General features: G+C 34.7%; 25 protein-coding genes. 22 read left to right on the forward strand and 3 right to left on the reverse strand.

Annotation, left to right across the window (positions count from 1 at the left end):
* The first annotated feature begins 45 nt into the window (after positions 1-45).
* The 12 genes from NYE22_RS11100 (at position 46) to NYE22_RS11155 (ending at position 4,085) form a co-directional block, all read left to right on the forward strand.
* Entirely contained in the window at positions 46-630 is a 585-nt protein-coding gene (locus tag NYE22_RS11100; RefSeq protein WP_342412624.1) for a hypothetical protein, read from the forward strand.
* A 66-nt stretch (positions 631-696) separates the two neighbouring features.
* Entirely contained in the window at positions 697-903 is a 207-nt protein-coding gene (locus NYE22_RS11105; protein WP_108490797.1) for a hypothetical protein, read from the forward strand.
* Positions 893-1,030, forward strand: coding sequence for a hypothetical protein (locus tag NYE22_RS11110; RefSeq protein ID WP_342412626.1), 138 nt, complete (start codon positions 893-895; stop codon positions 1,028-1,030). Before NYE22_RS11105 ends, NYE22_RS11110 begins: the two co-directional genes overlap by 11 nt.
* A gap of 39 nt (positions 1,031-1,069) precedes the next feature.
* The gene (locus NYE22_RS11115; protein WP_061187771.1) at positions 1,070-1,306 is read left to right on the forward strand and encodes a hypothetical protein; all 237 of its coding nucleotides are present in this window, start codon (positions 1,070-1,072) and stop codon (positions 1,304-1,306) included.
* Positions 1,307-1,347: 41 nt separating this feature from the next.
* Positions 1,348-1,590: a hypothetical protein gene (locus tag NYE22_RS11120; protein WP_236823986.1), complete on the forward strand. Its 243-nt coding sequence runs from the start codon at positions 1,348-1,350 to the stop codon at positions 1,588-1,590.
* Positions 1,591-1,607: 17 nt separating this feature from the next.
* Complete coding sequence (locus tag NYE22_RS11125) at positions 1,608-2,282, forward strand: DUF1273 domain-containing protein (protein ID WP_342412631.1); 675 nt, start codon at positions 1,608-1,610, stop codon at positions 2,280-2,282.
* Between the two features lie 19 nt (positions 2,283-2,301).
* Complete coding sequence (locus NYE22_RS11130) at positions 2,302-2,484, forward strand: hypothetical protein (protein WP_124058922.1); 183 nt, start codon at positions 2,302-2,304, stop codon at positions 2,482-2,484.
* Between the two features lie 188 nt (positions 2,485-2,672).
* The gene (locus NYE22_RS11135) at positions 2,673-2,888 is read left to right on the forward strand and encodes a hypothetical protein (RefSeq protein ID WP_342412632.1); all 216 of its coding nucleotides are present in this window, start codon (positions 2,673-2,675) and stop codon (positions 2,886-2,888) included.
* A 14-nt stretch (positions 2,889-2,902) separates the two neighbouring features.
* Complete coding sequence (locus NYE22_RS11140; protein WP_161792529.1) at positions 2,903-3,058, forward strand: URC4/urg3 family protein; 156 nt, start codon at positions 2,903-2,905, stop codon at positions 3,056-3,058.
* 17 nt (positions 3,059-3,075) lie between these two features.
* Entirely contained in the window at positions 3,076-3,384 is a 309-nt protein-coding gene (locus NYE22_RS11145) for a hypothetical protein (RefSeq protein WP_342412636.1), read from the forward strand.
* Positions 3,377-3,733 (forward strand): hypothetical protein, encoded by a 357-nt coding sequence (locus NYE22_RS11150; protein WP_342412638.1) that lies wholly within the window; start codon positions 3,377-3,379, stop codon positions 3,731-3,733. The genes NYE22_RS11145 and NYE22_RS11150 overlap by 8 nt, the downstream gene beginning before the upstream one ends.
* 1 nt (position 3,734) lies before the next feature.
* Positions 3,735-4,085, forward strand: a complete 351-nt coding sequence (locus tag NYE22_RS11155; RefSeq protein ID WP_041352063.1) for a hypothetical protein — start codon at positions 3,735-3,737, stop codon at positions 4,083-4,085.
* 76 nt (positions 4,086-4,161) lie between these two features.
* Here the strand turns inward: NYE22_RS11155 and NYE22_RS11160 are convergent, their stop codons facing one another.
* The 3 genes from NYE22_RS11160 to NYE22_RS11170 form a co-directional block, all read right to left on the reverse strand.
* Positions 4,162-4,311: a hypothetical protein gene (locus NYE22_RS11160; RefSeq protein WP_004399538.1), complete on the reverse strand. Its 150-nt coding sequence runs from the start codon at positions 4,309-4,311 to the stop codon at positions 4,162-4,164.
* A gap of 428 nt (positions 4,312-4,739) precedes the next feature.
* A complete protein-coding gene (locus NYE22_RS11165) occupies positions 4,740-5,552 on the reverse strand; it encodes an ATP-dependent DNA ligase (RefSeq protein WP_342412640.1) in 813 nt (270 codons plus the stop codon).
* A gap of 69 nt (positions 5,553-5,621) precedes the next feature.
* Positions 5,622-6,296 (reverse strand): SOS response-associated peptidase, encoded by a 675-nt coding sequence (locus tag NYE22_RS11170; protein WP_110124778.1) that lies wholly within the window; start codon positions 6,294-6,296, stop codon positions 5,622-5,624.
* Positions 6,297-6,366: 70 nt separating this feature from the next.
* Here NYE22_RS11170 and NYE22_RS11175 point away from each other — a divergent pair, with 70 nt between their 5' ends.
* The 10 genes from NYE22_RS11175 (at position 6,367) to NYE22_RS11220 (ending at position 13,941) form a co-directional block, all read left to right on the forward strand.
* The gene (locus tag NYE22_RS11175) at positions 6,367-6,585 is read left to right on the forward strand and encodes a hypothetical protein (protein ID WP_342412644.1); all 219 of its coding nucleotides are present in this window, start codon (positions 6,367-6,369) and stop codon (positions 6,583-6,585) included.
* A 2-nt stretch (positions 6,586-6,587) separates the two neighbouring features.
* On the forward strand, positions 6,588-7,292 hold the full coding sequence (locus NYE22_RS11180; protein ID WP_342412646.1) for an HNH endonuclease signature motif containing protein: 705 nt from the start codon (positions 6,588-6,590) through the stop codon (positions 7,290-7,292).
* A 315-nt stretch (positions 7,293-7,607) separates the two neighbouring features.
* A complete protein-coding gene (gene pghZ, locus NYE22_RS11185) occupies positions 7,608-8,432 on the forward strand; it encodes a gamma-polyglutamate hydrolase PghZ (RefSeq protein ID WP_342412648.1) in 825 nt (274 codons plus the stop codon).
* Positions 8,429-10,189 carry a right-handed parallel beta-helix repeat-containing protein gene (locus tag NYE22_RS11190; protein ID WP_342412651.1) on the forward strand — a complete coding sequence of 587 codons (1,761 nt, stop codon included), beginning with the start codon at positions 8,429-8,431 and terminating at the stop codon, positions 10,187-10,189. Before pghZ ends, NYE22_RS11190 begins: the two co-directional genes overlap by 4 nt.
* Positions 10,190-10,276: 87 nt before the next feature.
* Complete coding sequence (locus NYE22_RS11195) at positions 10,277-10,573, forward strand: hypothetical protein (protein WP_019712320.1); 297 nt, start codon at positions 10,277-10,279, stop codon at positions 10,571-10,573.
* Between the two features lie 62 nt (positions 10,574-10,635).
* Complete coding sequence (locus NYE22_RS11200; protein ID WP_064814894.1) at positions 10,636-11,016, forward strand: hypothetical protein; 381 nt, start codon at positions 10,636-10,638, stop codon at positions 11,014-11,016.
* Positions 11,017-11,092: 76 nt separating this feature from the next.
* Positions 11,093-11,407: an XkdW family protein gene (locus NYE22_RS11205; RefSeq protein WP_342412654.1), complete on the forward strand. Its 315-nt coding sequence runs from the start codon at positions 11,093-11,095 to the stop codon at positions 11,405-11,407.
* 172 nt (positions 11,408-11,579) lie between these two features.
* A complete protein-coding gene (locus NYE22_RS11210; protein ID WP_342412655.1) occupies positions 11,580-11,951 on the forward strand; it encodes a hypothetical protein in 372 nt (123 codons plus the stop codon).
* Positions 11,952-11,972: 21 nt separating this feature from the next.
* The gene (locus NYE22_RS11215) at positions 11,973-12,887 is read left to right on the forward strand and encodes a hypothetical protein (RefSeq protein WP_072692914.1); all 915 of its coding nucleotides are present in this window, start codon (positions 11,973-11,975) and stop codon (positions 12,885-12,887) included.
* A gap of 82 nt (positions 12,888-12,969) precedes the next feature.
* Positions 12,970-13,941, forward strand: a complete 972-nt coding sequence (locus NYE22_RS11220) for an ATP-binding protein (RefSeq protein WP_342412658.1) — start codon at positions 12,970-12,972, stop codon at positions 13,939-13,941.
* Positions 13,942-13,964: the final 23 nt, after the last annotated feature.

Here is a 13,964-nt window from a genome sequence, read left to right on the forward strand (position 1 = left end):
GAGATCTATATAAAAGATGCATTTTAACGGAAAGAGGGGATAGAGGTGCCAGTAACAGAGGGAATGTATCAATGTATGTTATGTGAAGATGTCTTTGAAGCTAAATCAGGTGAATTTTCTAAATGTAAGTGTGGAGAATCTGAGATAGAGCCAAGTTATTTTGGATACACTTATCGGAATGGAAATAAAGTCAAAACAATAGAGACAAATAGATACTATTTAGAAGATGAATTTGTTACTTTCCCCGAAGATATTCAGGAAATTTATGATGAGATTAAAAGGATTAAAGATGTAAATGGTTACAAGTACTTTTTATTTGAATTAACTGAGAAAGGACAACACGGAGAGAAATTCTTATCAAAGATAAACTTGTCATATGAGCAGTCTGTAAGTAACTATACAAGCGAGTTTAACAGAATTGAACTTAGCTTATCTCTACACAAAAACGAATATAGAGGAGATCGAAATGCAAGACAAAGGCTGCAGAGATTTTTAAATATGATGAAGGCGATTGATTCTAATGAGTTAGATGTCTCAAAAAGAGACAAATTATTGGAAGTGGCTGAAAAAGAGAAAATACATTACATAGAAGAACCAACAGGCGAAACTAATTACACGTTTTATTTTTAAAAAAATTTGATTGTTCAATGCAGTTCTACATAAAAGTAAAATTCTAAAGAGAAAGGAAGAGGAGAAATGATTAAAGGGATGGTTAAACATGAGCTACTTAAAACAAGTGATGGTGTTTTAAGGTTGGCTGAGGATACACTGTGTGGCGGTTTTTCTCTTGGTATTAGAACGCCTGAAGGAGCTGACTGGAGATATATTAGTGATGAACTCGGACAGTTGTTAATTAAGGAGCTTTCTGACGATCAGATAGGAGGCCTCAATAATGAAAAATAAAGTACTGATTGTTGATTTAAAAGAAATGATTGAAAATAACATTTCACAAAGGGGAACAGATGGCACTAGATATTACCGGATCAGCAAGGATCAATTAGAAGAGATTATTGCAGCATTAGAAAACTAAATAAAATTGAAGCTTTAAAGAAAAAGGAGCTGTTTTAAAGTGCAAGATATCCGTGTGATATATGACAGAAACAAAACTTTGGAAGCGGTCGTTGTCCAGTTTGGAGATTATATGTGTGAGCTAACAGATTCACAAGTAATTAATGAAGAAAATAAAGAATTTGATGTACTTAATGATGAATATCAAGGAGCTTGGAAATATGAAAATGGACAACACTGCGAAGTCGAAATTTACGATGGTGTAGACAAGTGGGTCTGTCAAGCATTCTTACACTGAATAAAAAGACTGTTTTAACGGAAATGAGAGGTGAGCAGTTAATGAAATTAAGGATAATGAAATGTTCAGATGCAAGCTACTGGTACAAAGATAAGATAGGTACGTATTACGATGTATTAAATAAAGGCGGGATTGCTCACAGTGTACAACATGATTCAAACACTCCTTTATCCAAAGCTGCAGTTCTTAAAGAAGATGCCATTATTTTTGAAGATGAAAAGCTTGATAAGGTTCAGCAGTTGTTTAGAAAACTAGATGATCAGCTAAAAAAGATTTGTTTATAGGATGGTGAAAATGCATCATGGCAATTGATTTTGCAAAGCTATATGACCCAGAATGGAAAAAGCAGTGGGCTGATGAAAGAAAAGAACGTGAGCGGCTTTTAGAAGAACAAGAAACACTGAGAAAGAAAACAGTTTGCTTCACAGGCCACAGACCAAATAAATTGGGTGGTTATGATATGAAAAATCCCACAATGCTCAAACTCAAAGATAAGCTACTTGAAGTGATTGAGGAGTTAATCATAAAAGAAGAGAAGTCCAGGTTTATAACTGGAGGAGCGTTAGGAACTGATCAGGCTGCTTGCTGGTGTGTACATATTCTAAAGAAGAAACACCCTCATATCAAAAACATAATTGCCACACCTTTCAAAGAACAAGATAAAGTTTGGTCTGCAGACCAAAAAATGTGGTACAAACGTATGCTTAATGTGGCAGATGAGATTATTAATGTTGAAGAATTACATAAATATAAAGTTAGTGGAGAGAAACCAGGAGAGTTTTCGCCAGCTAAGATGCAAAAGCGAAATGAATACATGATTGATCACAGTGAGGCAATAGTAGCTGTTTATGATGGAAGTAAAAGTGGTACAAGAAACTGCTTAAATTACGCCAAGAAAACTTACTTAGGACATCAACTATGGAGACTTCATCCTGATTTTAATTTTGAATTAGATATTACGTATTTTGTTGGATGATAAGGAGAGGTGAACTTTTCTGAAACTAATAGAAGAAAGAACATATGAAGAACGATTGTACATATATTCTGATGATATTGAAGCCAGAAAGCATTTCGTAAGTGAATTAAAACCAAAAGGGTGGATGGTGGACAATTGCTGGGTTGGGATTGATCTAAATCAAATAAAACAGTTTTATCGATTCAAGAGGGAATTAAAATAAAAGGATTATTTTATTCAGAACGGAGGACAAGAGGATAGGCTACATTAAATATATAATTGAAACAGCTTGCTTTAACATAGTTTGGTTTAAATGGCACCTAGGAGCGGACATAAGCGTATTTGATGGCTGCGGATGGAATACATATAAATGTTTAAAGAGTAAAAATAAAATAAGTGGAGGTTACAGAAATGATAAAGAGGAATCTGCTTAGCAACCACGTTGATGAGATTATCGGAGAATATTACGCTGCTAAAGGATATTCAGTTCAGAGTATTGATCGCCAAGAAAATGGTCAACTAATTGTTGTTATGCAGCGAGTAACAGAGGAAAGGGAACCGGAGAAAGTTAATTTAGCATTTGATTTCATACATAAAAGACCGTATAGAAAGAAATATCTTGCTTAAAGGGGGATGAGAAATTGGACAGAATGAAAGAGCTTATTAGAAAAAATCTGAGTCTGAAGAAGATGTTAGAAGCCAACGAAAGAGAGATACTTGAGGAGAAACGCAAAATAAGAACTCAAAAATTTTCTCGAAAGTTGATCGAAAGACAGAAAGAAAAAGCATTAGTCTAGGTGAAGGAGTTAAATTAATGAATACATATGTAGTCGATAACAGTAAATTTAAATGCATTTATGCGGGATCCGAAAAAGAAGCAGCTTTTAATGATGAATTTGAATATGGAACAAGAGTAAGGGTTTGGTTCGAAGGCCATCACATAAAAACGTTTGAGAAAGAACAAAGAGAAGCCTGTGGAGTAGGAGAATGGATTCTGAAGTATGATGCTGCAACTGAATTGCAAAAGGAAGTAGATCGTTTGGAAAAGACCTATTTCAAGAAGAAAGAGTTGTTAGACACTTTTAGACAAGCTGATGGAGTCGGAAGGGAAATCAATGAATAAAAGAAATCAATACTCAATTACAGTGGATGTTAATGGAGGAGATTATAATCAGGAGTTTGTTATTTTAGCGGATTCGCTAAGTAAAGTTGGGCGAGATAAGATAATTGCTGATGGTGTGACAATTCAATTTAATGACCAGATTCTTGAATTGAATAGTAATAAAGAAGATTCGAATGATTATTATAAGGGTCAAACATTAACTGTTAAAGAAGATTGCCTAAATAACTTCTGGAAAGGCGGAACCGTTACTGTTGAAGATGTAGATGTACATAGAGGCATATTAATAGACGGTGTCGTTAACTTAGAAAAACAAGTGGTAGATAAGTATTTTTCAAGAGAAGAGGAATGACATGTACAGAAAGATTTTCGATACGGTTAACGTTATTGATGGGCAATCAAAAGTAACTGATTGGTTACATAAATTAATGCTTGAAGATGAAAATTCACTATACAAAATCGATATTAAAGTTTCTAAAAGGAGGGTTTCTGAACAAGGAGAGGTGTATAGAGAGGAAGGAGAATACATAGAGAACGCAGATCTTCGAACTTTACCAATTGGGACAAAATTCTTTGTGCAAAACGGTTGTTGGAAGGGTGAAATTGTTTCGGTGAATGAAAAGAAACATTTATATATGCCACAGATTGGAGAGATGAAGGAAATTAAAGTGGGAGCAACTGGGTTGAATATAGAGATTGAATAAAAGATAGTTTTTAACTAAACATATTAGGATGGATCGTTATCGAAAAAGCACACGTATCGATAACGATCATAAAGTATTAATTTCTATGCCGGCGTTTTTCTTCGAAGTGATCAGGATAATTCTGTTTAGATTTCGATTTGAACACAAAATAAAGTCCTGCAATTAAGATGTAGTCCATGATTTTGTCAAATGACCAATTCACGAAACAATCTAAGATTAATTCCATTTATTTCACCTCCGAGACAAAAATGTCCAGTCTCTTTTATATGGCAAGCGTATGACAACCTGCTTGCAGTAATAAAGGTGAAATGAAGCTTGGAAATTTAAAAAGGTTTAAAGAAAAATAGCATTTAAAATAAAATATTTATTTTATGTAGTTTTAATCAAATTTAAATTTATTAGAAATGGGGAATGAAAAATGAAAGAATTATTTAACTGGCAGAGAATAATGTTTTCTCCTAGGGTGTTATTAAATCACTCGAAATATAAGAATAGTCATTCGAAAGTCCTTGAGGATGGTTGGCGCTTTGATTATCAAATAGGAAAGTATTATAAGTGGATTGAAATGGAATAGAACTAACTTAGTGTTAATGTAATAAAATTTAAATTTATTTTGTTATGAAAAAGGCATTAAGGAATTATGTAACGGAGAGACTATGCTCTCCAGGATTCGAAGGAAGGTATGCGGAGTTTGCCGTGCTTAGTCTTAAATCTGTGCTTAACCTTACATAAAATAGGCTCAATAAATACATATTCATCAGATTCAGACTTTACTTGTTTCATAGAATGAAACTTGCCACGTTCTGCATGTGGCATGAATTCCATAAAACCAGCTGCAACTCCATCGGGATAGGATAGAAGGAATTTTATATCCTTTTTGGTGTAGCCGATAATAAGAACTTCGGTGTAATCGTAATTGATCACTTTCAGCCAATTATGTGAACGTTTATTGATCTCATAAGGGGAGTCAGCTTTTTTGAGTACGATTCCCTCTAAGTTCTTTTCTTTGGCCAGGTTAAAGTAAGCTAGTCCGTTACTTTGAATTCCTTCGATTACAAAGACATTAGGATGATTTAACTCAAGTGAGTTCAGGACTATTTTTCGCTCAGTGAGTGGCTTAGCTGCTATTGACTGACCGTCTTTGTAAATAACATCAAAGACACAGTAAACAATCTTATGGGCTGATTTTTTTGACATGAAACGTTCCATTACAGCTTCAAAGTCAGGAGCACCGCCTGGGGCAGCTACAATAACTTCACCATCGAGCACTGTTCCATCTGGAATATCTAAGTCCATGAGTTCTGGGAACTTACTTGTTACTTCGTTGTTGTGACGAGTGTATAGCTTAATCTGATTATCAAATTTAGAAAGGATGAGTCTGATTCCATCAAATTTGAGCTCAGTGATATAGTTCTCGTCGTTAAAAGGCTCTTTTATTGAATGCAATAGCATTGGCGATACAAACAAAATATCACCTCCTACTTAGAACATATTAGCTAAGCGAAGGTGATATATAAAGCGATATGGCAGTGGTACTTAATGGGATTCAATAAGCTCAGGTGAATTGTTTTTAGGTGAATTCACTAAAGATGAAACCTGGTATGCTTCCATATCATTGGGATCGTATGGCTGCAGTAAATTTTGTAGATAGTCAGGATTAGTATTTTTAGGGTTGAGCCATTCCTTTTCGTTCTCATCAGTAAGGATAACCGGCATCCGATCATGAATGTCTTCCATAAGTTCATTAGGCTTTGTCGTGATGATTGTGCAAGTGTACAACGGATTGCCTTCTGGCGTGTTCCACTTTTCATATAAGCCGGCAAAAGCGAAGAGATTAGATGATTTAAGCTTAATCCGCATAGGAATCTTAGTCTTTGGATCAAGGCGTTTCCATTCATAAAAACTGTCAGCCGGTATAATACAACGTTTGCTTACGAGCGGTTTTCGAAAGCTGGGTTTCTCGGCCAATGTTTCGGCTCGAGCATTGATCATTTTATAACCGATCTTTTCATCTTTTGCCCAAGGTGGAATAAGTCCCCATCTAAGCTTGCCTAAGCGATTATTTGATCCATCATTGATTATTGTCAAGATGTTTTGTGAAGGAGCGACATTATAGCTTGGGTGATATTCATCTTCGGGTAAGAATTGATCTATATTGAATTGCTCAATAATGTCATCAAACTCAGAAAATAAAGTGAACCTGCCACACATGTTCATCATCCTTTAGGGTTTTTGAATATTGTACAGGCTTGGTACATGAAAATCAAAAAGGAGGAATGTGATGCTGCAGCAAACAGTTGAGGTTAAAGAAGTTGATGTGTTGATCAGGGGAATATGGAGAAAGAAAAAGTTCACCGATATTAAAAAGGGACAAACCTTTAAGATTGAGGAGAACGGAAGAACAAAGAAATACATAGCGAGAACAGATCCTTATTGGGATGACATGTATGAGACTTACATTATTGATTTGTTGGATAAAAATAAAATTAGAAGTGGGTAAAAGTGATCGGATTAACACAAGAAGAGAAAGTTAGAAGAGCAATTCAAAGGAAAAAGGACAAATACAATAAAACGCACAAAACAATCAATGGAGTTGAATACAAGCTTTGTTCGATATGTAATGATTGGCTGTTAACAGATGTGTACTATAAAAATAAAAGTAATAACGTAGATGGATTATACCCATATTGCAAATCATGCGCTATCAATAAAGTCCATAAATGGGCCATTAATAATCGAGAATCTTCTAGGATCTTGAAAGAAAAATATGCTAAGAGTGACAAAGGAAGAGAACGGAACAATATTGCTTGGAAGAAGAGAACTCAAAACGGTTACATAAGAGAATACCAAAGGTTAAATAAAGAAAAAATAAAGTTTTACCAGTTGAAAAGGAAAGAGAAAAAACACAAAATTTCTGAGGTTGAGAGAGACAGGTGTAAATCATATTTTAACTACAGTTGTGCCTATTGTGGATTATCGGAGATAGACCATTTTAAAGTTAACAATCAAAAACTCCATTTAGACCATGTTGACCCTAATGGTGCAAACGATTTAAGTAATAATGTCCCTGCTTGTAAATCTTGCAATTCAAGCAAAGGAACTAATTCACTTTATAGCTGGTATTTAAACAAGTCCTTTTATAGACAAGAAAGATATGATTTACTACTCAAATGGCTTAATGAAGATTATAAAATAGCACTGGAGTAAAAATAAAATTAAACATTCAATAAAAACGATATTTTACAGAAAGAGGATGAGTGAAAATGTTTACTTGCTTTTGCAGCGAATGTGAAAAAGTAATTGAAAAAGACGAAGTTGATTATGAGGTTGATTTGGTAGAAGGGCCTTGGGAAGGAGATTGGGAACACATGCATTTAGAATGCGGTAGTATTGTGTCTTGGATTTAAAGTGTATGTCTAAATAAAAGTAATTTTTTATTCGGAGAAGGGGGTGGTACTAATGTGATTGCTTATAAGATGAAAGTAAAAAATAAAAATAAACCTATTCAAGGAGAGTTGTTGATTGTTAAAGTTTAAAAACAGAATAGTAGAAAAAAGAGTTAAGGGGGCAGAGAAGGCAAGCTTTGGCGGGCCAGTCCTTCTCTACCGCACACTCCGCGGATTCGCGAAGCTATATAAGTATATCACAGACAAGAAGTCTTTACCAATCCTAGCTACTTCATTGTTTGCGTTATGTAATCCCAGTTCAGTTCTAGCTGCAGATAAGTATAGTAATTTTAAAGAGTTGGAAGAAAATGAGTCACCTTTGAGCTATAACATTCTAACTACCGATGTTGACAGGAGAGTGCTTGTTCTGGCTCCCCATGGTGGAGGTATTGAAGGAGGGACTAGTGAGCTTGCAAGAGAATTAAGTAAGTCTTACTCTGCCTATCTATTTGAAGGTTTAAGGATACCAGGAGCTTCTGAGTTGCATATTACAAGTACGAATTTTGATGAACCTCAAGCTTTAGATTTATTGAGTAAGCATGATTTAACAATCTCAATTCATGGGTATGCATCAAGTAAGAAACACACTTTAGTTGGTGGGACAGACAGAGAAAAAGCGGCAAAGATCACATCATTACTTACCGATGCAGGCTTTTCTGCAGAATTGCTGCCTGAAGGCTCCCGTTTAGCCGGTACAAATGAACAGAACATTGCTAATAAAAATAGTACTGGTATGAGTATTCAACTTGAAATCAGCACTGAACAACGAAGAGGAATGTTTAATACTTTTACACTAGCTGGACGGAATGGAACGCAGAATCAAGTTTTTTATGACTATATTGCTGTTCTTACTAAATTCATTAATGAAAATGTGTATTGTATGGCTGGTGTAGCACCATGACATTGTTGAATAAATCCATACGATACTATGTTGACTTTGATCAGTGGGGAATAAATGCATTTAACTCGAATCCAATTGAAACAACTAAAGGATTTAATGAAGCTCTTATATATGCATCAGAGAACAACTTTCCTATTGTTGAAATTCCAAAAGGGAATTTTATTATTGATTCAGTAAATACATTAAATCAACGAAATCCTGAAATTGGTGGGGGAATTAAAATCCCATCAAATGTGGAGCTCCTTTTGGATCCAGAAGCAGTGTTTCAAGTTAACCCCAATGGGTATCAGGGCTATTCTTGTTTTTATATTGGGCTTGCAGAGAACGTAATAATTAGAGGAGGTCGTATTATAGGTGACCGGTATCAACATGATTATTCTCTAATTGATACCGATAGAAAAACACATGAATGGGGATTTGGAATACATGTTCATGGAAGCAAAAATGTTTTGATTGAAAATGTACAAATCTCAGATTGTATTGGAGACAACATTTGGATTGCAGCTCACGGAATGATGAATTACCCAGGGATGGTTTATACGCCTTCCAAAAGTGTTACCGTAAGAAAATGCGAACTAAAAAGAGGGAGACGGAACAATTTAGCTACTAACGGTTGTGAAGGATTATTGGTTGAAGACTGTGATATAGAGGAAGCTGGAGGAGATACAATTGGCCCTCAACTAGGTATTGATTTAGAGGGCTACGGAGAAAACGGAAGAAAGTATGATCATCCTTATGAGTTAACGATATCGGATTGCAGGTTTAGAAAAAATGGTCGTGGTTCGGTTACTGCTCATACAAGCGGTAAAGTTTCCATCAAAGATAACTACTGTGACAATGTTATTTCATATGGCTACAGTACAGATGTGAGTATTAAGGGTAACAAGATAATAAATGAAGGGGAATCTAAAGAGTATGGAATAGACTCTGTAGGCGTTTCGAGCACTGAGACTAGCAACAGAATTCAAATAACTGATAACAATATTCAAGGGTTTAAAATAGGCATGATGATTAGAGGAAAAGGGGTATCGATTGATAATAATACCGTAAAGAACGCATCAAATTGTGCGATAGCAACACATATGGCCGAAAATGTTTCCATTTCAAACAACAGAATACAGGACAGCGATTGTATTCAGATCCAGGTGAGAAATTCATCAGATATTAAAGTAAGCAATAATAAAGGGAAAGGTACAACTTCAGCATATGCAATTAAAGTGATGGATTCGAATGACGTTAAATTCTTAAATAATACGTTCTCCAATCTTTACGGAGGTCTATATTGTGAGAGATCTCAGGCAGTCAGAATTAAGCTAAACGATTTCTTATTGAGTGGAAAAGGTTACGGGATATATTGGGATAAAGATTCAGAAGTCTTCCTAACAAGGAATGAGATATTTGAACCAAGAAATGTTGCAATTATGGGGGCAGCTGATATGTACAATATCAGAATAAGTGATAACCAGATATATAATTGCAAAGCAATCATTGCGATCCACTTAATAGGCGGTTCTGAGCATATGGTTAGAGGAAATGAAATCATGTTTAACAGAGATTCAGATCAAGGCTATGGAATATATTTAAACGGGACAAAAAAGGTTCGATTAATAAGGAATGATGTTCAAGGTATTGGTGCAAGAGTGCTTTCGCATCCATTTGCAACGTTTAATGCTTCCAGTACAACTTTAATATATAATACATACGACAGCGGCACACCTAGATTAGCCTTAGATGATACAGTAATCGATTATAAATAAAAAATCTTAACAAGAACACTTGTTCCCTTTATGGGTTTTGGTATATAATTTAGTAGTACCAAAAATTTCAAAACAGGGGATGAGAGTATGAGTGAGCAGAAGCTTAGAATCGGAGAAATACGGTATGAGGTTTTCGATGATTATGATCCATTAACAGAGGAGTATTTAGGAAAGAACCTAGCAAATGCTTATTTTATTGCTCAAATTAAAAAGGAAAATGTAGTTCAAGTAGGGAATAGGAAAATTAATTACTCAAGCGATGTTAAAATTGGTTTTGATGCATTCGGGGAAGAAACAAAAGAGAAAATCAAAGAGCATCTTCTGGCTGCCTATAGTCTAATAGCAGAAGGGGCTAAAGATGATGGTCTAGTAGAATATTTATAAGGCAATGCTGGGCTAGTCTCTAAGATTAGCCTAGTTATCATACGAATAAAGGGGTTAACTGAATGCCAAACATAATTTCTAAAGAGCAAGATGAAGCAATTAAATACTTTAGAAATAAATTGAATTTATCAGACAAAGACTTATACATACCATTGATTAATTTTGAACTACTTAGAGACAAGAACGAACAATATGCGAACATTCTTTATGAGCTGTATAAAAATGATCCTTATTTGTTTATTAGAGCTTTAAAGGAAGGTTATGTGGTTAATCAACCTATTGAATTTGATGAGGCCATTGTACGTTTCTTTAATGGAGAAGAACTGGCTATTGTACATAAAACAACCGGCAGAAGATATAATGTAAATGTGAAAATGAAGCAACTGCCTGATGGCTTTTCATTGCAAACAATGGATATGTGGTTGTGGAGTGAGCTTGTTTGAAAATAGTAAACTCTTTACCTATATAATGAAAATATGATATAATATAGAAGAATTTGATAATTGAGGAGATGTTTTTGTGGAGTTTAAAGTTGGTCAAGACGTATCAGAAATTTGGAATATTCATGGATCGATTCTGCCAGAAGTTTTAAAATATATGTTCCCTAATTCAGACGAATCTTATGATTGGGAATTTGTAAATGACAACGGAAGACATATCTTTACTGCCTGGAGAAAAAGGGAACCGATTCCTACAGTAGAGGAAATTGAAAAAGCAGCAATTGAGCTTGAAGAGAAGAAAAATGCCCCTAAGCCAAAAACTCTCGAAGAAAGAGTTGCCGATTTAGAAAAACAAGTAGCTTACTTAACGAGTAAGGTTGAAAGTACAAACTAACAAGAGCCCCTTATTGGGCTTTTTGTTTTATATAAAATGATAATTTTATTCGAATTAGAAAGAGCGCAAACGAAATACAAAAATAAAAAATATAAAAGTTTATAAAACATGTAGACAAAAATAAAAAATATGTATATAATAAACTCAAGTTAAAGGGAAGGAGGCGAATTACTTGGAAGTACTTGGGATAACAGAGAAAGCATTAAACTATTACAGAGAAAACGTTAAAGACAACAAGACCATTACTCCTGATCAGGCACTGTTAAAGATGATAAGGAATGTCCTACTTGTCAAAGAAACTCATCCTGAGCGAGTGAAAAAACGTTTATTTTGCACAGAGTACGCTTACGGAAATATGATAATCAAAGTTAACAGAAAAAAGCAGGTATTTGAAATTGTAAATAAATCAGGATGCTTTTCTGACCAAAATGATTGGAAATTCCCAAAAAGAAGGTACATAGAAATTAGTAAAGAACTTGGAATCAAAGACTGCAAGTTTAGCAAAATTACATATTCAAAGAAAAATCACAATAGACAAAAATAAAAATAGAGGATGATTAAAAATATGACAGAAAACAAAACGGTATTACGTGAAGCATCAAACGTTGTAACACTTGAAGGAACTCTGGCAGAAGTAAGACACACTGAGTGGAAAAATGGAAATGGACTAAATATTGAATTAGATATTGAGGTTGCACCTAACGAAGTGCATACAGTTAAAGGCTTTTCAAAATATAAGAAAGCTGATGGTACAGATAATGCTATTGCCAAAGGGTATCAAACTATCATAAGTGATTATAAGTCCATCGCAGAACATGGAAGAGATCAAGCTGATAAAGTGAGAATCACACAAGGTAAGATTGGATTAAATGAATATTACTCTCAAGGAGTATTAAAGGCGTACCCACAGCTAACCACCAACTTTGTAAACAGACTGGATGCTAATGAAGAATTTAATCCTAAAGCTGAATTTGATGTTGAACTGTTTGTTAAAAATGTAACTGAAGAAAAAGTAAAAGGAGAAGAAACAGGAAGAGTTAATTTAAATGGTTATATCCCTTTGTATGGCGGGAAAGTCATTCCTTTTACATTTGTAGTGACTAAGGAAGGTTCTCAATATGTTGAAAACAATTATGAAAAAGGATCTACGGTTAATGTCTTCGGAAAGATTATTAATTATAAAGAACAAAAAGTAACAACCAAAACTGCTGCATTTGGAGAAGACAAAAAAGAAATCACCTCCATTACAAAAAGAGAGTACCTAGTTACAGGTGGGAACGATCCTTATGATGAAGATAGTAAAAATGCTTTTAATCCAGAAGTAATTAAAAAAGCATTGACTGAAAGAGAGACTTATCTAGAAGGACTTAAGAACGAAAGCAGCAATGAAAATAATAAAAAGTCTGGCTTTGGTGGAAGTGCTCCTAATAACAAGCCTTCAAAGCCGGTTGAAATTTCAGATGATGATCTCCCTTTCTAAAATAAAATAGATCATTAATCTAATACATACCTGGGGTGAGCTCCGACTCACCCAACAAATTCAAAATAAAAGGAGAACTTAAATGGCAATCGATATTTTCAACCCACAAGTTTCTGTAGTAGCAAAAGGATTAGAAGGAAAAGTTATCACAATCTACGGTTCTAACAACTTAGGTAAAACTAAGCAAAGCACTCGGATGAAGAAACCGTTATATCTGCCATTCGAAAAAGGATTAAATGCCATTGCCGGTGTCCAATTCATGCCTATCAATAGTTGGGCTGATTTTAAAAAGGTAAACAAGCAGTTAACCAAAAATGCTGAAAAGGCCAAAGAGATGTATCAGACAATCATTGTTGATGAAGTAGATGCTTTTGCTAAATATGCGACCAGATATGTCTGCGAGCAATATGATGTAGAACGGATTAAAGATGGTAATGATGGGTTTGGCCTTTGGAAAGAGTACGAAACTGAAGTATGGGAAGAAATCAATAAATTAATTGGCGTAGGATTTACGGTTATCTTTATTGCTCATGCTGCTGAAGACAAAAAAGGTAAAGTACATCCAAAGGGAGATAAACGAGTTTTAGCTCCAGTAATTGATAACAGTGATATTGTTCTCTATCTAAGTTCTAATGGTGTTGATGAAGATAGAAAGGTAATCAAATCAAGCGCCTGGTTGGCTGAAACTGAAGAACATTTTGCTCGTAGCCGATTTGATTACATTGACACATACCTTCCTGAATTTACTGCAGAAAACTTAGAAAAAGCAATTATTGAGGCAGTTGAAAGACAGGAGCAAGAAGAAGGAATTGTTGCTGTTACATACGAAGAGCAAAAACAAAACAACGCTTCAGAAGAACTCGATTTCAACTCATTAATGGATCAAATTAAAGAAATTGGCATGAAGCTTAATGAAGAAGGTCGTTTAGAAGAAGTTAATGAGATTACAGAAAAACATTTAGGTAAGGGTGTAAAAGTTACTGAGTGCAGCCGTAAGCAAGTGGGTGTCATGTCTGTAATTCTAGATGATCTAAAAGACCTTCTAGCTGAATAAAAGAGGAGGGATTATTCTCTCCT

Origin of the sequence: Bacillus sp. FSL K6-1560, assembly GCF_038592935.1 — a bacterium.
GTDB lineage: Bacteria > Bacillota > Bacilli > Bacillales > Bacillaceae > Bacillus > Bacillus subtilis.